At 71.7% G+C, this 23,084-nt stretch carries 19 protein-coding genes; 10 read left to right on the forward strand and 9 right to left on the reverse strand.

What is annotated here, in order from left to right:
- Nucleotides 1-24: 24 nt before the first annotated feature.
- The 6 genes from dacB to folE all read left to right on the forward strand — a co-directional run bounded on the left by dacB (nt 25) and on the right by folE (nt 7,928).
- On the forward strand, nt 25-1,644 hold the full coding sequence (dacB, locus tag ACFY9I_RS36570) for a D-alanyl-D-alanine carboxypeptidase/D-alanyl-D-alanine-endopeptidase (RefSeq protein ID WP_391009995.1): 1,620 nt from the start codon (nt 25-27) through the stop codon (nt 1,642-1,644).
- A gap of 180 nt (nt 1,645-1,824) precedes the next feature.
- Entirely contained in the window at nt 1,825-2,949 is a 1,125-nt protein-coding gene (locus ACFY9I_RS36575) for a zinc-dependent metalloprotease (protein WP_391009998.1), read from the forward strand.
- A 189-nt stretch (nt 2,950-3,138) separates the two neighbouring features.
- Nucleotides 3,139-4,290: a tRNA lysidine(34) synthetase TilS gene (gene tilS, locus ACFY9I_RS36580; RefSeq protein ID WP_391010001.1), complete on the forward strand. Its 1,152-nt coding sequence runs from the start codon at nt 3,139-3,141 to the stop codon at nt 4,288-4,290.
- A gap of 96 nt (nt 4,291-4,386) precedes the next feature.
- On the forward strand, nt 4,387-4,947 hold the full coding sequence (hpt, locus tag ACFY9I_RS36585) for a hypoxanthine phosphoribosyltransferase (RefSeq protein WP_391010129.1): 561 nt from the start codon (nt 4,387-4,389) through the stop codon (nt 4,945-4,947).
- Nucleotides 4,948-5,125: 178 nt separating this feature from the next.
- Nucleotides 5,126-7,141, forward strand: coding sequence for an ATP-dependent zinc metalloprotease FtsH (ftsH, locus tag ACFY9I_RS36590; protein WP_391010004.1), 2,016 nt, complete (start codon nt 5,126-5,128; stop codon nt 7,139-7,141).
- 181 nt (nt 7,142-7,322) lie between these two features.
- Nucleotides 7,323-7,928 (forward strand): GTP cyclohydrolase I FolE, encoded by a 606-nt coding sequence (gene folE, locus ACFY9I_RS36595; protein ID WP_391010007.1) that lies wholly within the window; start codon nt 7,323-7,325, stop codon nt 7,926-7,928.
- A 9-nt stretch (nt 7,929-7,937) separates the two neighbouring features.
- Here folE and ACFY9I_RS36600 read toward each other — a convergent pair whose 3' ends face one another.
- From ACFY9I_RS36600 to ACFY9I_RS36625, 6 genes are all read right to left on the reverse strand, one after another.
- The gene (locus ACFY9I_RS36600; RefSeq protein ID WP_391010009.1) at nt 7,938-8,423 is read right to left on the reverse strand and encodes a DUF3180 family protein; all 486 of its coding nucleotides are present in this window, start codon (nt 8,421-8,423) and stop codon (nt 7,938-7,940) included.
- A 118-nt stretch (nt 8,424-8,541) separates the two neighbouring features.
- Nucleotides 8,542-9,153 (reverse strand): 2-amino-4-hydroxy-6-hydroxymethyldihydropteridine diphosphokinase, encoded by a 612-nt coding sequence (gene folK / locus ACFY9I_RS36605; RefSeq protein ID WP_391010012.1) that lies wholly within the window; start codon nt 9,151-9,153, stop codon nt 8,542-8,544.
- Nucleotides 9,150-9,509, reverse strand: a complete 360-nt coding sequence (gene folB / locus ACFY9I_RS36610) for a dihydroneopterin aldolase (RefSeq protein ID WP_391010015.1) — start codon at nt 9,507-9,509, stop codon at nt 9,150-9,152. The genes folK and folB overlap by 4 nt, the downstream gene beginning before the upstream one ends.
- A gap of 247 nt (nt 9,510-9,756) precedes the next feature.
- Nucleotides 9,757-10,260 carry a nuclear transport factor 2 family protein gene (locus tag ACFY9I_RS36615; protein ID WP_391010018.1) on the reverse strand — a complete coding sequence of 168 codons (504 nt, stop codon included), beginning with the start codon at nt 10,258-10,260 and terminating at the stop codon, nt 9,757-9,759.
- On the reverse strand, nt 10,257-11,123 hold the full coding sequence (gene folP, locus ACFY9I_RS36620) for a dihydropteroate synthase (protein WP_391010021.1): 867 nt from the start codon (nt 11,121-11,123) through the stop codon (nt 10,257-10,259). Before folP ends, ACFY9I_RS36615 begins: the two co-directional genes overlap by 4 nt.
- 265 nt (nt 11,124-11,388) lie before the next feature.
- Nucleotides 11,389-13,272 carry a phosphatidylglycerol lysyltransferase domain-containing protein gene (locus ACFY9I_RS36625; RefSeq protein ID WP_391010024.1) on the reverse strand — a complete coding sequence of 628 codons (1,884 nt, stop codon included), beginning with the start codon at nt 13,270-13,272 and terminating at the stop codon, nt 11,389-11,391.
- Between the two features lie 192 nt (nt 13,273-13,464).
- Here ACFY9I_RS36625 and ACFY9I_RS36630 point away from each other — a divergent pair, with 192 nt between their 5' ends.
- Entirely contained in the window at nt 13,465-14,589 is a 1,125-nt protein-coding gene (locus ACFY9I_RS36630) for an alpha/beta hydrolase-fold protein (RefSeq protein WP_391010026.1), read from the forward strand.
- A 316-nt stretch (nt 14,590-14,905) separates the two neighbouring features.
- Entirely contained in the window at nt 14,906-16,978 is a 2,073-nt protein-coding gene (locus ACFY9I_RS36635) for a hypothetical protein (protein WP_391010029.1), read from the forward strand.
- Between the two features lie 322 nt (nt 16,979-17,300).
- Here the strand turns inward: ACFY9I_RS36635 and ACFY9I_RS36640 are convergent, their stop codons facing one another.
- Complete coding sequence (locus ACFY9I_RS36640; RefSeq protein WP_391010131.1) at nt 17,301-18,587, reverse strand: PH domain-containing protein; 1,287 nt, start codon at nt 18,585-18,587, stop codon at nt 17,301-17,303.
- Between the two features lie 161 nt (nt 18,588-18,748).
- On the reverse strand, nt 18,749-19,279 hold the full coding sequence (locus ACFY9I_RS36645) for a PH domain-containing protein (RefSeq protein WP_391010031.1): 531 nt from the start codon (nt 19,277-19,279) through the stop codon (nt 18,749-18,751).
- A gap of 31 nt (nt 19,280-19,310) precedes the next feature.
- On the opposite strand from ACFY9I_RS36645, the gene ACFY9I_RS36650 reads away from it, so the two are divergent.
- On the forward strand, nt 19,311-20,480 hold the full coding sequence (locus ACFY9I_RS36650) for an NADH-quinone oxidoreductase subunit D (protein WP_391010034.1): 1,170 nt from the start codon (nt 19,311-19,313) through the stop codon (nt 20,478-20,480).
- 123 nt (nt 20,481-20,603) lie between these two features.
- Here the strand turns inward: ACFY9I_RS36650 and ACFY9I_RS36655 are convergent, their stop codons facing one another.
- A complete protein-coding gene (locus ACFY9I_RS36655; RefSeq protein WP_391010037.1) occupies nt 20,604-21,611 on the reverse strand; it encodes an SAM-dependent methyltransferase in 1,008 nt (335 codons plus the stop codon).
- A gap of 212 nt (nt 21,612-21,823) precedes the next feature.
- On the opposite strand from ACFY9I_RS36655, the gene ACFY9I_RS36660 reads away from it, so the two are divergent.
- The gene (locus ACFY9I_RS36660; RefSeq protein ID WP_391010040.1) at nt 21,824-23,026 is read left to right on the forward strand and encodes a histidine kinase; all 1,203 of its coding nucleotides are present in this window, start codon (nt 21,824-21,826) and stop codon (nt 23,024-23,026) included.
- The last annotated feature ends 58 nt before the right edge of the window (nt 23,027-23,084 follow it).

The raw sequence follows: 23,084 nt of genomic DNA on the forward strand, positions 1-23,084 counted from the left end.
GGTGTGTGATCGCGAAAGGGGCTGGTGGTCGTGCCTGAGCCGAAGGTCTGGCGGGTGGCGAGACCGCATGTGGTGCGGGTCGCGCGCGCCGTGAAACCGGGCGCCGTGCGCCTCGCGCGCGCCGTGAAACCCGGTGCCGCGCGCGTCGCCCAGGCGGTGAAACCCGGTGCCGTACGCGTCACGACCGCCGTCACGGCCCGCTCTTCGCAGCTCACGACCCTCCAGCTCACCGCCGGCGCGGCCACCCTGGGGCTGGTGCTCTCGGCCGGGGCGGTGACCGCCGCCGGACCGTGGGACTCCACCGGTCAGCGTACGGCCGAGCGCGACTGGGCGGCATCGCGGGGTGACGAGGGTGGCGCAGATCACGGACGGGGCTCCGGCGCATCAGCGGGGGCGCCCGAACCCGCGCCGAGCGCCCCGTCCGTCCTCGCCGACCTCGGCGGCGTCACCGGCGCGGTCTCGGCACCCGAGTCCGCCGCCCTGGCCGCCGTCCTCGACCCGCTCCTGGACTCCGCCGTCCTGGGCCCCCGCCGCGCCGCCGCCGTCGTCGACGTCGCGACCGGCGAGCGGCTGTACTCCCGGAACGCGGACGAGGCCCTGACCCCAGCCTCCACCACCAAGATCGCCACGGCCGCCGCGGCCCTCTCGGCATCCGGCCCCGACCACCGCATCGAGACCCGTACGGTCCTCGAGCCCGACTCCGCCGAGGTCGTCCTCGTCGGGGGCGGCGACCCGACCATCAGCGCCCACGAGGACACGGACGGGTACGCGAGCCTGCGCGCCCTCGCCGACGAGACGGCCGCCGCCCTCGACAAGCGTCACCTGAACGAGATCACCCTCACCTACGACGCCTCCCTCTACGAGGGCCCCGAGCAGCACACCATCGGGGAGAACCCCAACCTTGCCCTCGTCGTCCCCCTCATGGTCGACGAGGCCCGCCTCGACGACTCGTCCAGCGGTACGGCGTCCCGCAGCCCCGACCCGGCGGCCGACGCGACCGTGAAGTTCGCCGACCTCCTGGAGGGGCGGGGCATCAAGGTGAAGACCGAAGGCTCCGCCGAGGCCACCAAGAAGGCCCAGGAACTCGCCGAGGTCTCCTCCCCGCCCCTGACGACCCTCGTCGAGCGCATGCTCACCCACAGCGACAACGACATCGCCGAGGCCCTCGCCCGCCAGGTCGCGCTCGCGACGGGGGAGCAGCCGAGCTTCGAAGGCGGCGCGGCGGCCATCGAGAAGGAACTGAAGAAGCTCGAAGTGCCCCTGAAGGGTGTCGAGTTCGCGGACGGCAGCGGCCTGAGCCGGGGCAACCGGCTCACCCCTGCCCTCCTCGCCGCCCTCCTCGCCAAGTCCGCCTCGCCGTCCCACCCCGAGCTCCGCTCCGTCCTCACCGGCCTCCCGGTGGCCGGGTTCACCGGCACCCTCCGCTCCCGCTACCCCGGTGACGCCACCGGCAGCGGCGTCGTCCGTGCCAAGACCGGCACCCTGAGCAACGTGAACACCCTCGCCGGCACGGTCGTGGACGCCGACGGCCGCCTCCTGGCGTTCGCCTTCCTCGCCACGGACACCCCCCTGGAGAACACCGACCCGGCCAAGAAGGCCCTGGCCGACGCGACCTCGGCCCTGGCCATGTGCGGTTGCCGCTGAGGAACGGGGACGCGGCGCTCAAGAGGGCCGGAGCCCCGCTCGAGAGGGCCGGAGACCCGACAAGGGGCGCGGGGAACTGCGCGAGCAACCACGACTCACCCGCACGTACCCACCGCCCCAGGCACCCCCCCACCCGTCACGGCCTGCCCCCAGCGGCAGCGCTCACGTACGGTTGACAACATGACTCGTATCGGTGGTGCCGAGATGGTCGACTGGAATCTCGCGGTGGCGACCGCGACCCGGCTCGTACGGCCGGGCCCCGAGGTGAGCCGCGACGAGGCCCGGGCCATCGTCGCCGAGCTCCGCCGACATGCGAAGGCGTCCGAGGAGCACGTACGCGCGTTCACACGGATGCTCCCCGACACGGCCGACGACACCCCGGTGCTCGTCGTCGACCGCCCCGGCTGGGTCCGGGCCAACGTCGCCGGCTTCCGAGAACTGCTGAAGCCGCTGCTGGACAAGATGCAGGAACGTCGCGGCAACACGCCGGGCGGGGCCGTACTGGGCGCGGTCGGCGGCAAGGTCACCGGCGTGGAGCTGGGGATGCTCCTGTCGTTCCTCGCCTCCCGCGTGCTCGGCCAGTACGAGACGTTCGCCCCGGCGACCCGCGAGCTCCCGGCCGGGGAGAACGGCGGCGGCCGACTGCTCCTCGTCGCGCCGAACATCGTGCACGTGGAGCGCGAACTCGACGTACAGCCGCACGACTTCCGACTCTGGGTCTGTCTCCACGAGGAGACGCACCGGACGCAGTTCACGGCCGTCCCCTGGCTGCGGGACCACCTGGAGGGTGAGATCCAGTCGTTCCTGGCGGAGACCGAGGTCGACCCCACGACCTTCCTGGAGCGCATCCGGGAGGCCGCCCAGTCCCTCGCGGGTGGCCGGCCCGAGGGCGAGGTCGGCGACGACGGTCACTCGATCGTCGAGTTGGTGCAGACCCCCGCCCAGCGCGAGATCCTCGCCCGGCTGACCGCCGTCATGTCCCTCCTGGAGGGCCACGCCGACTATGTGATGGACGGCGTCGGCCCTGCCGTCGTGCCCTCGGTCGCCGAGATCCGCGAGAAGTTCCAGCAACGCCGGGCGAAGGGCGCCTCGCGCCTGGACCAGGCCCTGCGCAGGCTGCTGGGTCTGGACGCCAAACTCAGGCAGTACCGGGACGGCGAACGGTTCGTACGGGCGGTCGTCGAACAGGTCGGCATGGACGGTTTCAACCGTGTGTGGACCTCCCCGAACACCCTGCCGACCAAGGCGGAGATCGCCAAACCGGCGGACTGGGTCGCGCGGGTGCATCGCAAGGCGGAGTCGTGAGCCGCGCGCGAGCGTGGTGAACGGCTCCGGCCGACGGCAGGCGAACGCCTCTTCAATCACCCGTCCGAGGGACCGTGAGCCATGGGTAGGCGTGCAATGCTCGGGGAACGGCCCGGTTCTGTCACCATCTACACACTCTGAGTGACCGAGCTCGGGCTCACCCCCCGGAATTCATGAAGGGAACCGGACATGGGTCCCCACCCCGCGGTCGCGGCGATACGCCTGGCGGTCCGCCGCGTACTCCACGACCTCCTCACCGAACACCACACGAACACCACCCTGCACGCGCCCGCCCACGCCACCCCGGGCGCGCGCTCCGGCACGGGCGCACCACCGGTGCCCGCGCCCCCCACGGCAGCACCACCCGCGGTCGTGCCCGCCGGGACCACGCTCAGCCGCCCCCAGCGCGCGGGGGGCGCCGCACCCGGGCAGCCGCTCGTGCTCGTGGCGTGCTCCGGCGGCGCCGACTCCATGGCGCTCGCCTCCGCCCTCGCCTTCGAGGCGCCCAAACTCGGCGTCCGCGCCGGCGGCATCACCGTCGACCACGGTCTGCAGCCCGGCTCCGACCTCCGCGCCGAGGAAGTCGCGCTGCGCCTGCGGGAACTCGGCCTCGACCCGGTCGAGTCCGTCGCCGTGACCGTCGGCCGCGACGGCGGCCCCGAGGCCGCCGCCCGTGACGCCCGCTACGCCGCCCTGGACGCCGCCCTGCAGCGCCACGGTGCCACCGCCGTCCTGCTGGGCCACACCCGCGACGACCAAGCCGAAACCGTCCTCCTCGGTCTTGCCCGCGGCTCCGGCATCCGCTCCCTGTCGGGTATGGCCGCGGTCTCGGGGGCCGACGGCCGCTACCGCCGCCCCTTCCTCCAACTCGACCGGCAGACCGCCCGCAAGGCCTGCATGGTCCAATCGCTGCCGGTCTGGGACGATCCTCACAACGCCGACCCGGCCTACACCCGGTCGCGGCTGCGCCACGAGGGCCTGCCCGCCCTGGAGAAGGCGCTCGGCAAGGGCGTCGTCGAGGCCCTCGCCCGTACGGCCCGGCTCTCCCGTGACGACGCCGACGCCCTCGACACCTGGGCCCGCCAGGCCGAGCCCGCCGTCCGCGACGCCGCAGGTCTGCTGGAGTGCGCGAAGCTCTACGCACTGCCGCCCGCCGTACGCCGCCGCATCCTGCGCCGTGCCGCCATCGAGGCCGGTGCCCCGGCAGGTTCCCTCTTCGCCCGGCACATCGAGGAGATGGACCGTCTCATCACCGGCTGGCGCGGTCAGGGGGCCATCAATCTCCCCGGCCGGGTCGTCGCCCGGCGGCAGGGTGGCAGACTGGTGATTCGGCAAGGCTGAAACCGGACGCCGAAGGGGCCCCTCACACGGGCCCCCGGCCCTCCTCGTGCGGGACGGGGCGTCCGGGAGCGGCCCTGGGACGACCGACCGAAAGTGATGCGGGTGGACGCGAAAGACATGGGTGCCGACCTCAAAGAGGTACTCATCACCAAGGAAGAGATCGACGCGAAGCTGGCCGAGCTGGCCGCGAAGATCGACACGGAGTACGCGGGCAAGGACCTGCTCATCGTCGGAGTCCTCAAGGGCGCGGTGATGGTCATGGCGGACCTCGCCCGGGCGCTGTCCACCCCGGTCACCATGGACTGGATGGCCGTGTCCTCCTACGGCGCGGGCACCCAGTCCTCCGGTGTGGTGCGGATCCTCAAGGACCTCGACACCGACATCAAGGGCAAGCACGTCCTGATCGTCGAGGACATCATCGACTCGGGCCTGACCCTGTCCTGGCTGATCTCCAACCTCGGCTCCCGCGAGCCCGAGTCCCTGAAGATCTGCACCCTGCTGCGCAAGCCCGACGCCGCCAAGGTCGCCATCGACGTGGAGTGGGTCGGCTTCGACATCCCCAACGAGTTCGTCGTGGGCTACGGCCTCGACTACACCGAGAAGTACCGCAACCTCCCGTTCGTCGGTACGCTCGCGCCCCACGTCTACGGCGGCTGAACCATCCCCGTAAGACGCTCGGGAACCCCAGCGGGTTTCGCGCCGTTGGAGCATGCGAGGACGGTATTGACATCGGTCCCCTGCGGCTTCGGGTGACAAAGCTGGGGTACCGTCCGAAGAACAGTCTTTTATCAAACTCACTATGGCAGGAGGGACGGGGCGGCACCGCTCCGTATGGATGGACGTGAAGCGATACTTCCGTGGGCCAGTCATGTGGATCGTGCTGGCCGTCCTTGCCGTGGTCGTGTTGATGCAGGTCGTCGGCTCGTCCGGCGGCTACAAGACGGTGGACACGGGCCAGGTCGTCCAGGCGATCAATGACAACAAGGTCAAAGAAGCCAAGCTGACCACCGGCGAAGAGTCGACCATCAAGGTTCAGCTCAAGGACGGGCAGAAGATCGAGGACAGCTCGAAGATCCAGGCGAGCTACATCGGCGACCAGGGCTACACCCTCGCCAACACCCTGCAGGACAAGTTCCAGAACAAGCAGATCCCCGACGGCTACACGGTCTCCCCGACCAAGCAGAACGCTTTCGTCGGCATCCTGCTGTCTCTGCTCCCCTTCGTCCTCATCGTGGTCGTTTTCCTGTTCCTGATGAACCAGATGCAGGGCGGCGGCTCCCGGGTCATGAACTTCGGGAAGTCCAAGGCCAAGCTCATCACCAAGGACACCCCGAAGACGACCTTCGCGGACGTCGCGGGCGCGGACGAGGCCGTCGAGGAGCTCCACGAGATCAAGGAGTTCCTCCAGGAGCCGGCCAAGTTCCAGGCCGTCGGTGCCAAGATCCCCAAGGGTGTGCTGCTCTACGGCCCGCCCGGTACGGGCAAGACGCTGCTCGCGCGCGCCGTCGCCGGCGAGGCGGGCGTCCCCTTCTACTCGATCTCCGGTTCCGACTTCGTCGAGATGTTCGTCGGTGTCGGTGCCTCCCGGGTCCGTGACCTCTTCGAGCAGGCCAAGGCGAACGCCCCGGCGATCGTCTTCGTCGACGAGATCGACGCGGTCGGCCGCCACCGCGGCGCCGGCCTCGGCGGTGGTCACGACGAGCGCGAGCAGACGCTGAACCAGCTGCTCGTCGAGATGGACGGCTTCGACGTCAAGGGCGGTGTGATCCTCATCGCCGCGACGAACCGCCCCGACATCCTCGACCCGGCGCTGCTGCGCCCGGGCCGCTTCGACCGCCAGATCGCCGTGGACCGCCCGGACATGCAGGGCCGTCTGGAGATCCTGAAGGTCCACCAGAAGGGCAAGCCGGTCGCGCCCGACGTCGACCTGTCAGCGGTCGCCCGCCGCACCCCCGGTATGACGGGTGCCGATCTGTCCAACGTCCTGAACGAGGCCGCGCTCCTGACGGCCCGCAGCGACCGGAAGCTGATCGACAACCACATGCTGGACGAGGCGATCGACCGTGTGGTCGCGGGCCCGCAGAAGCGGACCCGGATCATGTCGGACAAGGAGAAGAAGATCACCGCGTACCACGAGGGCGGACACGCCCTGGTCGCGGCGGCCTCCCCGAACTCCGACCCGGTCCACAAGATCACCATTCTGTCGAGAGGCCGTGCCCTCGGGTACACGATGGTCCTGCCGGACGAGGACAAGTACTCGACCACCCGTAACGAGATGCTCGACCAGCTCGGCTACATGATGGGTGGCCGTGCGGCGGAGGAGCTGGTCTTCCACGACCCGACCACCGGCGCGTCGAACGACATCGAGAAGGCCACCAACCTGGCCCGCGCGATGGTCACGCAGTACGGCATGACCGAGCGTCTCGGCGCCATCAAGTTCGGCGGCGACAACAGCGAGCCGTTCCTCGGACGTGAGATGGCTCACCAGCGCGACTACTCGGAAGAGGTCGCCGCGCTGGTCGACGAAGAGGTCAAGAAGCTCATCGAGAACGCGCACAACGAGGCCTGGGAGATCCTGGTCGAGAACCGCGACGTCCTCGACAACCTGGTGCTTCAGCTGCTGGAGAAGGAGACGCTGGGCAAGGAGGAGATCGCCGAGATCTTCGCCCCCATCGTCAAGCGTCCGCCTCGGCCCGCCTGGACCGGCTCCTCCCGCCGCACCCCCTCCACCCGTCCGCCGGTGCTCTCCCCCAAGGAGCTCGCACTGACGAACGGCGCCAACGGCGCGACGCCGGCGATCACCACCAAGGCGCCGGTGGAGGCGACACCGGAGGAGAGCCCGGAGAGCTGACGCCCGCCTGGTGAGAACCGGCCACCGTCCCAGCCACGGTTTCCGGCTCACGCCCTCCTCACCAGGCCCGGAATGAATGCCGCGCCCCCCGGGTTCTAGCCTGGGGGGCGCGGCATTTCGTATGGCCGAAACATGAGACGCGTAACCCGTACGCGTCGCAGGCTCAGGAGCGAGGCACCACATGACCGACCCCGTGACGCTGGACGGCGAGGGCACCATCGGCGAGTTCGACGAGAAGCGCGCCGAGAACGCCGTGCGCGAACTGTTGATCGCGGTCGGAGAGGACCCGGAGCGCGAAGGGCTCAGGGAGACACCTGCGCGGGTGGCACGGGCGTACCGTGAGTTGCTGGCCGGGCTGAGGCAGGAACCCGAGGACGTTCTGACGACGACGTTCGACCTGGGGCACGACGAGATGATCCTGGTGAAGGACATCGAGATCGTGTCCCTGTGCGAGCACCATCTGCTGCCGTTCCACGGCGTCGCGCACGTCGGCTACATACCGGCCCTGAGCGGGAAGATCACCGGCCTGTCGAAGCTGGCACGGCTCGTCGAGGTGTTCGCCCGCCGGCCGCAGGTGCAGGAACGCCTCACCACGCAGGTCGCCGACTCGCTCATGCGGATCCTGGAGGCGCGGGGGGCCATCGTCGTCATCGAGGCCGAGCACATGTGCATGTCGGTGCGCGGCATCCGCAAGCCCGGCGCGAAGACCACGACCTCGGCGGTGCGAGGCCAGCTTCGGGACGCCACGACCCGATCCGAGGCGATGAGCCTGATACTGGCGCGGTGATCCGGGGTCTCACGCCGCCCGCGCCGCTCCGCCGTTGGTGTCGTCGTCCTCCGGGAGTTTGCAGACGTGCTCCAGGAAGAAGGCGGCCGCCATGACGCCGATTCCCGCGAGGACGGAGAAGCCGGCGTAGATGGCCTGGTCGCGGCGGGCCGGAACCTCCAGGTACTCCAGGAGGAAGACGCCGACGCCGCCGTACATCCCGGCCACGAGGGCGGCCACGAGGGCGCTGGCGTGGCCGAAGACGACCGCGCGGGCGGCCATCAGGGGGTCGACGCCCTTGGCGTCGGGACGGCGCTCCCGCTGGGCCTTGAGGCGGGCCCGGATGGACAGCGCGGTGGCCGTCAGGACGGCGGCGATCAGGGCGAGCACGATGGGGGCGGCCAGCGGGACGCTCGGCAGGGTGTCCACCGAGTTCCACAGCCGGGCCCCGGCCCAGGACAGCACCCCCGCCACGACGAACACCGCGGCCAGCGTCCTGATGCGCAGCTCTTTCACGATGCCCCTTCGACGAGCCCGATGGTTCACGGACGCCGGGATCCACGGACACCGGGTGGTCGGCCCGGCCGTGATCCCGACGGTGTCGGGAAGATCCCGACCCGGTAGACCCTAACGACTACTCGGGCAGCCGGAGTTCCAGGTCGGCGCGGGGCGCCACGCCGTCCCGGGTGATGCCGTCGAGCAGCAGGGCGACCGGACCGCGCCCGGCGAGCCGGGCCTCCGGCTCGACGTCGTGCCAGGGGGCGAGGACGAAGGCCCGTTCGTGTGCGCGGGGGTGCGGCAGGGTCAGCAGCGGGTCGTCGCACACCACGTCGGCGTAGGCCACGATGTCGACGTCGAGCGTGCGCGGGCCCCAGCGCTCGTCCCGGACCCGGTGGAAAGCCTCCTCGACCGCCTGCGCCCGCTCCAGCAACGAGGAGGGCGGCAGGGTGGTCTTCAGGACGACGACCGCGTTGAAGTACGAGGGCTGGCTGCCCGGGGTCACGCCCCACGGCTCGGTCTCGTACACGGGGGAGACGGCCTTGATACGGACGCCCGGGGTGTCCTCCAGCGCGTCGATGGCGCCCTGGAGGTTCTCCAGGCGGTTGCCCAGGTTCGAGCCGAGGGAGATCACGGCACGGCGGGGGTTGTGCAGGGTCGTGTCGGCCTCGTCCACCTTCGCCATGACGGAGGCGGGTACCGGCTGTACGGTCGGGTCGCTGTGACCCTCGGTGAAGAACGCGGTCATACTCGGCTCCGGGTGATGGTGACGGTCACGTCGTCGAAGGGGACGGTGATCGGCGCGTTCGGCTTGTGCACGCTGACCTCGACCTCCTGGACCCCGTCGTGCTTCAGACACGCCTGGGCGATGCGCTCCGCGAGCGTCTCGATGAGGTTCACCGGGTCGCCCTCGACGATGCCGACGACCTCCTCCGCCACGATCCCGTAGTGCACGGTCTTCGCCAGGTCGTCGTCGGCAGCGGCCGGTCGGGTGTCCAGACCCAGCGTGAGGTCCACGACGAAGGTCTGACCCTCCTCGCGCTCGTGCTGGAACACCCCGTGGTACCCACGGGCCCTGAGGCCGCGCAGCGCGACACGATCCACGCGAATCACTCCTGCAATCGTCGGTGACGGCCGATGTCGTCCGTGTGCGGTCGGAGCACCGGCCACACCCGAATCTACCTGCGGGCGCCGACAGTGCTCACCCGCGGAAGCTCTGTCCCACCCCTGTACGGACAGGTTCGTCGAGCGTTTCCCGCGGGGAACACGGCGGCTCACGGGTCGGTAGCCGCCCATACCCGCCCTCCCGTGTTCCCAATCACTCCCTGGTCCTGGAAAACCGCCTACCCACTCACGCAGGTGAGTCGTCGCCCTCGTCGTCATCGGATTCGGTCAGCACGGGAGAGCCGTGGTGCGCCCACAGCTTCCAGCCGTCGGGTGTGCGGCGGAACACGTTCGTGGCGACCACCAGTTGCCCCACGAGCGGCCCGAGCTCGTCACTGCCGTCCGGTGCCGGAGCTCCGCTGAGGATGTTCTCGGTGCAGGTGACGAGCGCCGTGTCACCGGTGACCGACACATGCACATCGGTGAGGAAGAACTGGATGTACTCCGTGTTGGCCATGATCAGCGCGTACGACCGCAGCACCTCGCCGCGCCCGGTGAGGACCGGCCAGCCGGGGTGCACACAGGAGATCACGCCGGTCTCGGCGGGGTCGTGGTACTCCTCGTCCACGCCCAGGTCGGCGGGGACCAGCCAGAGCGAGGAGAGCGTCTCGAAGTCGCCCTGTTCCAACGCCTCGTAGAAGGTCCGGTTGGCGAGTTCGACCTGTTCCACGTCGGTGTGGGGAGCGCTCACCGCTCGCGGGCCCCTTCGATGGCGCGGGTCACCCGGACCGCGTCGGCGGTGGCGCGGACCTCGTGCACCCGGACCGCCCAGGCGCCCTGCTGGGCGGCCAGGGCCGACACGGCGGCCGTGGCCGCGTCCCGTTCGCGTGCGGGTGGTGGGGAGCCCTCCGGGCCCGCCAGGACCCTGCCGAGGAACCGTTTGCGGGAGGCGGCGACCAGCAGGGGGTGGCCGAGCTCGTGCAGCCGGTCGAGGTGGGCGAGGAGGGCGAGGTCGTGCTCGGCGTCCTTGGAGAAGCCGAGGCCCGGGTCGACGATGACGCGGTCCGCCGCGACACCGCCCTCCAGAACGGCCTCCACGCGCGCGTGCAACTCGTCCACCACCTCGGTGACGACGTCCTCGTAGACGCCCTTGACGTTGCCGCCCTGCAGGAAGCCGCGCCAGTGCATCACCACGAAGGGGGCGCCCGCGTCGGCGACCGCCGGGATCATCGCGGGGTCGGCAAGGCCGCCGCTGACATCGTTGACGAGCGCGGCGCCCGCCGCGAGGGCCTGCTCGGCGACGGAGGCGCGCACGGTGTCCACGGAGACGGTCACCCCCTCGGAGGCCAGCCCCCGCACCACGGGGACGACCCGCCGCAGTTCCTCGGCCTCGTCGACCCGGACGGCGCCGGGGCGGGTCGACTCACCGCCCACGTCCACCAGGTCCGCGCCTTCCCCCACCATGTCCAGGCCGTGCTTGACCGCCGCCGTGGTGTCGAACCAGCGTCCACCGTCGGAGAACGAGTCCGGGGTGACATTGACGACACCCATGACCGCGCACCGGTCCCACAGGGGCATTCCGGCCACACGACCGCGCCGGCTCTGCTTGCTCATGCGTCAAGCCTAGGCCCCACGGCGCTCGGGCCGTGACCTGAGCGGGGCCCTTGGCGCGGGAGTGGTCGGCCCTCGCTCAGGTCGGTTCCCGGAGCGCACCCGGCTCAGCCGGTCCCGGCGGGGTCCGCTGCGGGCCGGCGGCGCCCCTCAGGGCCGCCGCCGAACCGCGCAACCAGCTACGAAGGTGCCACGACGGTGCAGCGGGCAACCCACGGCAACCGACGGCACACCGCGGCACCTCCGGCGGAGCGCTCCGCCGGAGTGTTCAGGCCGCGCGTACTTCCTGCTGTTCGCCGATGCCTCGCTCCACCGTCGCGTGCGCGCAGGGCGCCGGGGCCTTCGCGCGTCGGCGCAGCAGGCGGGGGAGGGCCAGGTTCACGAAGCCCTCGGCCTGCATCGCGGCGAAGCCGATCCGCGGCAGGTCGCGGGATGCGGCGTAGACGACGAAGCGGGGCTCCCAGCGGGGGCGGAACTTGGCGTTGAACTTGTACAGCGACTCGATCTGGAACCAGCGCGAGAGGAAGACCAGCAGGCCGCGCCAGGCACGCAGCACCGGACCGGCGCCGATCTTCTCGCCCCGGGCCAGGGCCGAGCGGAACATCGCGAAGTTCAGGGAGACCTGCTTCACGCCCAGCCGGGGGGCCGCCTGGAGGGCGGCGACGATGAGGAGTTCGTTCATACCGGGGTCGGCGGAGCGGTCGCGGCGCATCAGGTCCAGGGAAGCGCCGTCCGGGCCCCAGGGCACGAAGTGCAGGACGGCCTTGAGGTCGCCGTAGGGGCCCGGGACCTCGTCGGCCTTGTGGGCGGTGGCGATCAGGCAGTCCCCGTCGGCCGGGTCGCCGATGCGGCCGAGCGCCATGGAGAACCCGCGTTCGGTGTCGGTGCCGCGCCAGTCCTCGGCGGCGCGGCGGATCCGGTCCAGCTCGCCCTCGCCGAGGTCACGGACGCGCCGTACCCGGGTCTCGTAACCGAGCCGCTCGATGCGCTTCACCATCTGACGCACGTTGCGCATCGCGCGTCCGGCGAGGGAGAAATCCGCGACGTCCACCACCGCCTCGTCGCCCAGTTCGAGGGCGTCGAGGCCGGTCTCGCGGGTCCAGACCTCGGCGCCCGTTTCCGAGCAGCCCATGACGGCCGGGGTCCAGGAGTGGGCCTTCGCCTCGTCCATGAAGCGCTCGATGGCGCCGGGCCAGGCCTCGACGTCGCCGATCGGGTCGCCGCTGGCCAGCATCACCCCCGAGACGACGCGGTACGTCACGGCCGCCTTGCCGCTCGGAGAGAAGACGACCGCCTTGTCGCGGCGGAGCGCGAAGTGGCCGAGGGAGTCCCGGCCGCCGTGCTTGTCCAGCAGGGCGCGCAGCCGTACCTCGTCGTCATCGGTGAGACGGGCCGCCGGGTGTTCGGGGCGGAAGGCCAGATAGATGGTGGTGATGGCGGTGAGCAGACCGAGGGCGCCGAGGGAGAAGGCCACCGTCCAGGAGGTGTTGCCCGCGTAGTCGACGGGCCCCTCGAAGCCGAACAGGCCGTAGATGACGTGTTCGAGTCGGTCGGCGAGGCTCGGGTCGCCGACCATGCGCCCCGGGTGGGCGCTGACGATGACCAGACCGAGGACGATCGAACCGGCGCCCATCAGTACGAAGTTGGCCAGCGCCCGCCAGCGGCTGGTCGGGTCGGGCAGCGCACGGAACTCGTCGCGGTGGCGCAGCAGCGGGATCAGCAGCGCGAGGGAGACGAGGGCGCCGACGAGCGAGTGCCGGTACGTGAACTGGGCCACGGCCCCGGCCGGCAGCAGGAGCGCGGCCGCGCGCCAGGCCCGGCGCTTGCGTCGGCGCAGCCCGTGGGCGAGGAGTAGCAGCAGCACGCCGGCGCTCAGCGACAGTGCCGCGGCGAACGGGCCGAGCGCGCCGGGCAGCACCTCGGCCAGCGCGTGCATACGGCTGTTCCGGAAGCGGGGGAACACACCTGCGGCGATGTCCACGAGCCCGACGAGCGTGCAGGCCCTGGCCATCAGGGCGGGCACGGCCTCGGGGCTCGGCCCGCGCAGCACGCGGCGCACGACGTTGTGCAGCGCGCCGCCCCCACCGCCGTTCACGCGCCGGTCCGCGCCCGGCGGGTTCCGGTCCGACTGGACCGGAACCCCACCCGACATTTCCCCATCTGTCCTGAGAGACATCGCATCCCGTAGTTCCGCGAGAGAGCTTGGATCCGGTGCCTTCCCGGCATCCGGCGACATTGCGCCCTCTAGGACGGTGCCTTGGCGCAAGAGGTTCACTCTCCACCGGAAAGCTGAGCCAAAGGGCAGGGAAAGACAAGGAAAGAAAGGTCGGCGAGAGACAACCCGATGGGTCTTACGAGCAACAAGGTGCTGGCGTTGGCGGTCCTGTCCGCGGTGCTGCTGTTCATCGGTACGGTGTGGCTGTGGCCGAGGCTGGCAGGCCGTGGCTGGCGGGCGGTCGGAGGGCGGATCGGGGTGCTGCTGGCCACACAGATCGCGCTCTTCGCGTCGGTCGGCCTCGCCGCGAACCAGGCTTTCGGCTTCTACGCCAGCTGGGCCGACCTCCTCGGCCAGGAGACGGGGCAGGGTGTGGTGGTCGACCACGACGGCGCCGACACGAGCGGGCCGTTGCGGGTCGTCGACACCCAGCAGGTGAACGTCACCGGCGGTGCCCGGCCCGCGGTCGGCGGCCAGATCCAGAAGGTCGAGATCGTCGGCCGTACCAGCCGGATCGCCAGCCCGGCGTACGTGTACCTGCCGCCGGAGTACTTCAAGCCGCAGTACCGCACCCGCGCCTTCCCCGCCGCCGTGGTCCTCACCGGCTACCCGGGCACCGCCGAGGCGCTCATCAAGGGCCTCCACTTTCCGCAGACGGCCCACAAGTTGGCCCGGGAGGGCAAGGCGCGGCCGATGATTCTCGTGATGCTGAGGCCGACCGTCGCGCCGCCGCGTGACACCGAGTGCGTGGACGTCCCGGGCGGGCCGCAGACCGAGACGTTCTTCGCCAAGGATCTGCCGGACGCCGTCGGCCGTCACTACAGGGTGGGGAAGGAACCCGGGAGTTGGGGCATCATCGGCGACTCCACCGGTGGCTACTGCGCGCTGAAACTCGCCGTCCACCATCCGAAGTCGTACGCCGCCGGCGCGGGCCTCTCGCCGTACTACAAGGCGCCGATCGATCCGACGACCGGTGATCTCTTCCAGGGGAACAAGACGCTGCGGAACGAGGCCGACCTCTTCTGGTATCTGAAACACCGTCCGGCACCCGACACCTCTCTGCTGGTCACCAGCAGCAAACAAGGGGAGAGCAACTACAAGGCCACACTCAGGTTCATCGAGTTGGTGAAGGCGAAGCAGCCGACGCGGATCTCGTCGATCATCCTCGACAGCGGTGGGCACAACTTCAACACGTGGCGTCGGGAGATCCCGGCGACGCTGCAGTGGATCAGCGGGCGGTTGAGCGACCGGTGAGGGCGGCCCGAGGACTGGTGCGGGGCCTGTCAACGCCTGTCAGGACGTCTGTCAGGTCGCCTCTCAGGAGGCTTGTGGGTCGGCCGGTTCGCCGAAGGTCGGCAATTCGTGGAATTCCCCGGCGGCGGCGAAGAGGCAGAAGTGGCCAAGGCGTATCTGGAATCAACGGCGTTGATCGAGTAGAGGAGCCGCCGGTGGGCGCATAGGCGCACCGGTGGTGGGGGAGCTTGTGAGGGCTTGTGAGAGGTGAGAGGGGCGGCTGAGTTTTTACGGCCCGGGGCACCATCATTCGCCTACGCGCGGTAAGTTTCTGGCCATGCCACGTGGACGTCACCGCCATTCACCGCCTCTGCACAGGCTGCTGCCCCCCACGGCGATCGCAGGCGTCTCGCTCGTCTGCGCCCTCGGGCCCTGGATCTTCTCCGAGCCGGCGGTGCTCCGGGTCTCCGCCGCCGTCGCCGCGGCGACCGCGGCCGTGGGCGCGGCGGTCATGCGCCGCTGGGACGTCGAGGCGGGCAAACGTGTCGCCGACCTCACGCGCGCGCGTGCGAGCGACGAATGGCGTCACGAGGAGAAGGTCGCGGAACTGGAGACCGACCTCGACGAGTCGCGTGAACTGCGCACCAAACTGGAGCGCAAGCTTCGCGCCAAGCGCACCGAACTCGCGAACCTCCGCAACGAGCACGCGGCGCTGCTGCGCCGGTACGCCACCGCCGAGACCGAGCGGGCCAGCGCCCTGGAGGGCCGCCGCCTGCTGGAGATCGAGGCGATCGCTCCCGAGGAGACGCGCGCGTTGCCGGCGGCCGGGGCGCGCGACGGTGCCGACTCCTCGGCGGCCACGCGGACTTCGCCGGTGCCGCCGCAGGGGGTTCCCGTGCAGGGGGCGCCCTGGGCCTCGTGGGAGGCCGCGTCCAAGGCCGCGAAGGAACGGGCTGCGGCCACCTCCGCCGGGGGCGGGGACGATGTCGAGGGTGGCGGTGCCGCCGAGCCGGACGCCGGGGATGACGGTGGCGCCCAGGGTTCCGGGGCTGGGGTCGAGGAGGAGGCAGCCGGGGCGAAGAAGGACGTTCCCCCACTGTTCTCGCCGTCCGGTTCCTCACTCTTCCTGCGCGCGAACTCGGCATTGGACCGGATCATCACGCAGCGGGGCTCGGCTGAGGTCGTGGCCGAGGGTGCGGCCCGGGCCGGGGCTGACGCCGGGGTCGAGGGGGCGGCTGAGCCCGCGGCTGAGGGCGAGATCGAGGCCGGGCGGGATGTTGTGGCTGAGGGTGCGGACGAGGCCGAGGTCGTGACCGACGGAGTGGCTGAGACCGCGACTGGGGCCGATGGAGCCGCTGCGGTGTCCGATGCCGCTGCGGTGTCCGATGCAGTTGCCGATGCATCGGCCGAGACCGTGGTGGAGGTTCAGGCCGGGTCCGGGGCGACGGCCGGGTCCGGCGCGACGGCCGAGGGCGAGCCCGGGGTGGAGAGTGCGGCCGAGTCGGAGGCCCGGCCAGTGCATGAGGGTGAGGGCCGTGTCGAACCGGACGCCGGTGCTGGGGCCGATGGCGAGGTCGGGGCCGAGGCGGAAGTAGCCGGGGCCGAGACGCCCGAGGCCGAGACGCCCGAGGCCGAGACGCCCGAGGCCGAGACGCCCGAGGCGGGGGCGCCCGAGGCCGAGGCCGGAGTTCAGCCCGGCACCGCTGACGTACCGGCCTCCGTGGACTCCACAGTCGAGGAGCCCGACGCCGCCGCCACCGACGAGCCCGGCGGCCGTTCCACCGACGAGGCCGCCGAGGACCGGGCGCGGAAGGGGGGTTCCCCGAAGAACCCTTCTCCCAGGGGTGACCCGGATGGGCCGGGCGGTGGTGGTACGCGGCAGGGACGTTCCGCCGAGGCGGCGCAGGAGCCGGTTCCGGTGCTCACCGCCGAGGAGGACGACCCGACGGGGAAGTCCGTGGCGGCCGGCGGGCACGAGCACGCGGCCGCCCAGCCGGTACGGCCGGTCCCCGCGCCGACACGGTCGGCCCGGACGGAGGGACACACGGGGGCCGGCGAGCTGACACGGGTGGAGCCGGCGGCGCCGCCCGCCGTTCCGCCGACCGGTCACTTCGCGGTGCCCACCGCCGTGGCCGTCGTGCCGGCCGTGCCGCAGCGGCGGGCGGCCGTCGAGGGAAGGTTCGACTTCTTCGGTACCCAGAAGGGTGCGGACGCGTTGGAGGCCGTGCAGAACGAGGACCTGGCCGACGTGGTCGGCCAGGAGGCCCTCGCACTGCACAAGGCGGAGTCCGAGGCCCGGTTCAAGCGTGCCGACGAGGCGTCCCGCGCGATCGGCCAGGTCATCGACCTCACCGCCCACGACGAGACAGAACAGATCGACGTACAGAGCTTGCGCACGGCTGCTTCCTAGCCACCACGACGGCCCGCGGCGCACCAAGCCGCGGGCCGTCGTGCCGCCGGGTTTCGCACGGTTCGCCCCAGCCCGCTTCGCTGCGCGCAGTCGTGCCGCTGGGGCGGCACGGGTGGGCGCGGCGGCACCCGGCAAGCGCCGGTGAGCGAAACCCACCCCCGCTCAGCCGGAGCCACCGAGAGCCGGGGCACCGCCGGTCACGCCCGGCGGCACGGGGCACCGCGGGCACGGGGCACCCCCGGCCGTCCCCGGGGCCCGCGGCCCCCGTCGACGTGCAACCGCGATGCGGCGGCCCCCCACCCCACCCGACCCCGCCGGACGGCTACGCCATCCACCGATCCGGCCGCGCTTCCCGCCGCCCCGTCCGCGACCGCTCCGCCTGTGCCCGCAACAGCTCCGCCGCCTCCCCCGCGTCACGCAGCCGCGCGGTCACGGTCTTGTTGGCCCCGGTGTCGACACGGACGTCCGCCACCCCCTTGTACCGCTCCCACGGCCCCTGCGACAGCCGCACACTCTGCACCTTCGCGTGCGGCACGAGATCGACGCGCCGCCGCAGCAGCCCGTGCCGGGCGACGAACACGGCATCGCTGACGGCGAGCCCGTACCCCCGCCACCACACCGGCACGCACCACCGCGCCCGACCCGGCGGCCGTACGAGATCCGTCGGGCCCGGCACGGTCACCCCCGGCAGCACCCGCGCGATCACCGACTCGGCCACCTCACGGGGCGCGACCGGTATGAGGAGGGAGTTCGAGGACCCGGCCACGTCCAGTTCGACCCGCACCCACCCGCGCCGCCGCCACAGCAGCGGCTCGACGACGCGTACGGTCTGCACACGGCCCGGCGGGACGGTCTCGTGCGCCCGGTCGAGGAGTCCGTGGTCGATGCGGAGCCCGTCGGGGGACTCGCCCACCGTCCAGTCGTACTCCGCGACGAACCGCCCCACACTGCTCGCCCCGGCCGCGCCGAGCAGCGGCAGCCCGGTGGCGAGGACGGTCCACACGCTCTCCGTGGCGAACCACAGCACGGACGGCACCACGACCGCCGCCACCAACGTCCCCCACGTGGCGCCCGTCAGCACCAGCGACACGGCGAGCACGCCCGGCGGGACCTTCAGCAGCTCCCGTACGGGCGCCTCGCCGACCTCGTGCGCCGTCTCGGGCGCGAAACCGGCGGCGCGGGCGAGGAGTTCGGCCCGCAGGGCGCGGGCGTGGGCCTCACCGAGGTAGGCCAGCTCGTCCTTCTTGTCCGTCCCGACGACGTCGAGCTTGAGCTTGGCGACGCCCGCGATCCGGGCCAGCAGCGGCCGGGTGATGTCGACGGCCTGAATGCGTTCGAGTCGGATGTGGGCGGTGCGGCGGAACAGCAGGCCGGTGCGGATGCGCAGTTCGGTGTCGGTCACCGCGAAGTGGGTGAACCACCAGGTCAGGAAGCCGTACAGCCCGGCGGCCGGGACGAGCACCGCGAGCCCGATCAGCAGGGTCGTGGTGTCGAGCCGCATGAGCTGGCGCTGTGCCCCGTCCGGGTCGTGCACGGCCCACCCGATCAGCACCGCCACGGGCGCCCAGGCCCGCCGCAACGGTGTCACGGGGTGCAGCCGATGCTCCACGACCGGCTTCCCGGCCGCCCCACCCTCGGGTGCCTGGGGCTCGGACCGGTCGCCCTGGGGTGCCTGGGGCGTCGATCCGTCACCGTCGGCGGCCCGGGGCCCCGATCCGTTACCCTCGGCGGCCTCGCGCACCGCGTCGTCCGCGTCCTGTGTCGGCACGGTCACAGCCCTGCCGATCGGGCCTCGCCCAGTTGGGTCAGGTGGTCGCGGAGGCGTTCGGCCTCGGCGGGATCGAGGCCCGGGATGCAGGCGTCCGTGGCGGCCGCGGCCGTGTGGAGCTGGACGCTCGCCAGACCGAAGTACCGCTCCACGGGCCCGGAGGTCACCTCGACCAGTTGCATGCGCCCGTACGGCACGACGGTCTCCTCCCGCCAGAGCACACCCCGGCTGATCAGCAGGTCGTCCGCCCGTTCGGCGTACCGCCACGACCGCCAGTTGCGGCCCAGCATCGGCCAGCCCCACAGCAGCAGACCCAGTGGAAGCAGCGCGAAGGCCGCCCAGGGCGGACCCGCCAGCCAGCCCGGCAGCATCGCCGTACCGACGGTGATCGGCCCCAGCCACACCACCAGCAACAGCCGCCTCATCCGCAACAGGCCGGGCGGCAGCCCGATCCAGACCGGCTCGTCGTCCGCGCCCCTGTCGCCGCCGTCGTCCACGCGCCCCGCCCCGTCGTCCAAGGTCCCCGTTTCCATTCCGCCAGCGTACGTACGACAGACTGTGTTCATGACTCCCCCGACGGAGACCACGGAGACCCGAGAGACGACGGTCGGTATCGGCGGTGCCGCCGAGAGCACGGACATGGTGCTCAACATCGGTCCGCAGCATCCGTCCACGCACGGTGTGCTGCGCCTGCGGCTCGTGCTCGACGGCGAGCGGATCCGGCACGCCGAACCGGTCATCGGCTATATGCACCGGGGCGCGGAGAAGCTCTTCGAGGCGCGCGACTACCGCCAGATCATCATGCTCGCCAACCGGCACGACTGGCTCTCCGCCTTCTCCAACGAACTCGGCGTCGTCCTCGGCGTCGAACGCATGCTCGGCATGGAGGTGCCCGAGCGCGCGGTCTGGATGCGCACGCTCCTGGCCGAGCTGAACCGCGTTCTGAACCACCTGATGTTCCTCGGCTCGTATCCGCTGGAGCTCGGTGGCATCACCCCGGTCTTCTATGCCTTCCGGGAGCGCGAGGAGCTCCAGAACGTCATGGAGGAGATCTCCGGCGGACGGATGCACTACATGTTCAACCGGGTGGGGGGTCTCAAGGAGGACCTCCCGGCGGGCTGGACCGCACGGGCGCGTGCCGCCGTCGCGGACGTCCGCTCCCGCATGGACGTCTTCGACGACCTGGTCCTCGGCAACGAGATCTTCCGGGGCCGTACGAGGGACGTGGGCGTCCTCTCCCCGCAGACCGTGCACGCGTACGGCGTCAGCGGCCCCATCGCCCGCGCCTCCGGCGTCGACTTCGACCTGCGCCGCGACGAGCCCTACCTGGCGTACGGGGAGCTCCAGGACGTGCTCGAGGTCGTCACCCGTGACGAGGGCGACTGCCTCGCCCGCTTCGAGTGCCTCCTGGCGCAGACCCACAACTCCCTCGCCCTTGCCGACGCCTGCCTCGACCGTCTCGCCGACCTGCCCCCGGGCCCCGTCAACCAGCGCCTTCCCAAGGTCCTCAAGGCCCCCGAGGGCCACACCTACGCCTGGACCGAGAACCCCCTCGGCATCAACGGCTACTACCTGGTCAGCAAGGGCGAGAAGACTCCCTACCGCCTCAAGCTCCGCTCCGCCTCGTACAACAACATCCAGGCCCTCACCGAACTGCTGCCGGGAACCCTGGTGGCCGACATGGTGGCGATCCTGGGTTCGCTGTTCTTCGTGGTGGGCGACATCGACAAGTAGGTCCGCAGGACGACGCGACGGGCTGACCCGCCCGGAGAACTCACCCGTCCGGAGAACTCACACGTCCGGAGAACTCGCACGTCCGGAGAACTCCCACGCCAGAGAACTCGCTCGCCCGCCGGCTCAGTCGCCCAGCGGGTTGGTGATACCCACCGGCTGCGTCAGCCATCCGAAGTCGCCCAGTCCGCCCGGCGCGGTCAGCTCGGCGGCCTCGCCCGCGTGGGCGAGGGCCCGTACGTACGCCGTGGGGTCGGTGGACGCCAGCGACAGCGGGGGCCGGCCACCGGCCACCCCCAGGGCGTGCAGCGCCTCCCGCTGGCTCAGCAGCCGGGCCCCCGGCACCGCACCCGCCGACAGGCACGCGTCCAGCGCCACGTGCGCCGTGATGTCGCACGATCCGTCCGGCACCGGCGCGGTCTCCCGCCCCTCGCGGAACCCCGTGAGCGTCCCGAAGGGTGGCCGGGCGCCGGCGAGGTGCGTGTAGTCGACGGCCACGGCGAGGCCCCGCACGACGCCCGCCACGGCGGCGGCCCACGCCCGGTCCCGGGGCAGCCCGACCTCGGCCCGCAGTCCCTCCTCCGGGCCCAGCGGCCACCACCGGCCCAGCCACCGCGCGTCCTCACCGCCGACGGGCTCCCCGAGCGACTCGGTCCCGTCCTCCCGTACGAGCACCAGCCGGGCCACGCCCTCCGTGTCCACCTCGACGACATCCACGGGCACGTTGTCGAGCCACTCGTTGGCGAAGAGCAGCCCGACCACGCCCTCGGGCGGCTCGGCGAGCCACTCGACGCGGTGATCGAGGCCCGACGGTGGCTCGGCCAGCTCGACGGCGTACGCGCGCGTGCGGGCGGCGACAGCGGAGGGGAGCGCGCCCAGCACCCCGCTCACCAGTTCCCCCCGCCCGGCCCCCATGTCCACGAACCCCAGCTCCTCGGGGTGCCCCAACGCCTCGTCGACCCGGCACAGCAGCCGCGCCACGGCCGAGGCGAAGAGCGGGGACGCGTGCACGGAGGTCCGGAAATGCCCGGCGGGCCCTTCCGGCCGCCGGTAGAACCCCTCAGGCCCGTACAGGGCCTCCTCCACCGCCGCCCGCCAGGGCCGCGCCTCCTCGGGGACGCGGGGCTGTGACACATGTGGCTCCGCCGCGTGGGCGCGAGAAGCCCCACACGACCCGCACTCGCAAGCCAACCCATCCTCCCGAGCTCCCAGGGTGTCCCGTCCGCCTGCCCCCACGCTAAGCGCAACGGGTAACCGGCCCTCCACCTTGGGGAGTACATGTCCCGGTCACGGATCGACCCTCCGGTTGACCCCGGCACACCGCGCCCTTCCCTACGCTGGGTCACGTGCAACGCCTCTATGACTTCCTCCGCCGTCACCCGACATGGGTCGACAGCTTCTGGGCCGTCGTCCTGCTCGGGATCACCCTGGTCGGCGGAGCGATCGACACCGACTACGCGAGAGACATGAACGAGACCGCGTTCGTGGCGATCTCGCTCGCGCTGTGCCTGTCGATCGCCCTGCGGCGCCGCATGCCCGAGAAGATGCTGGTGCTGGCCGCCGCGGCGGGCATCGCCCAGCTCATCCTGAACGTGCCGAGGATCCCCGCCGACTTCGCGATGCTCGTGGTCATCTTCACGGTCGCGGCGAACGGCGCCCGCTGGGCCTCGTGGTTCGCCCTGGGCGGCGGCCTCTGCGCGGCGTCGCTGGGGCAACTGCGCTGGACCGAGGACCAGACGAGCACGCTGGGGAACGCGGTGCTCGCCGTGGTCCTGACCGTGCCGTTCGCCCTGGCCTGGGTGCTCGGCGACTCCCTGCGCACCCGCCGCGCGTACTTCGCCCAGCTCGAGGAGCGCGCCGCCCGGCTGGAGAAGGAGCGCGAGGCGCAGGCCAAGGTCGCGGTCGCCGCCGAGCGCGCCCGGATCGCCCGGGAACTGCACGACGTCGTCGCGCACAACGTCTCCGTGATGGTCGTCCAGGCCGACGGCGCCGCGTACGTCCTCGACGCCGCTCCCGACCAGGCGAAGAAGGCCCTGGAGACCATCTCCTCCACCGGCCGCCAGGCCCTCGCCGAGATGCGGCGGCTGCTCGGCGTGCTGCGCACCGGTGAGCACCAGGAGGTCGGCGAGTACGTCCCGCAGCCCGACGTCGAGCAGATCGACGACCTCGTCGAGCAGTGCCGGGTGGCGGGCCTGCCCGTCGACTTCAAGATCGAGGGCACTCCGCGCCAGCTGCCCAGCGGGGTGGAGCTGACGGCGTACCGCATCGTCCAGGAGGCCCTCACCAACACCCGCAAGCACGGCGGCCCGAACGCCGGGGCGAGCGTCCGGCTGGTCTACTTCGACGACGGCCTCGGTCTGCTCGTCGAGGACGACGGCAAGGGCGCGCCCCACGAGCTGTACGAGGAGGGCGGCGCCGACGGCCAGGGGCACGGCCTCATCGGTATGCGGGAGCGCGTCGGTATGGTCGGCGGCACGCTGGACGCGGGCCCTCGCCCCGGCGGCGGCTTCCGTGTCAGCGCCCTGCTGCCCCTGAAGCCCGCGCACTGACACGACCATGCCGCACACTGACACCAGTCACGGACACAGGCACGGTCACGGACACGGA

The organism is Streptomyces sp. NPDC012510, from assembly GCF_042955065.1.
Taxonomy (GTDB): Bacteria; Actinomycetota; Actinomycetes; order Streptomycetales; family Streptomycetaceae; genus Streptomyces.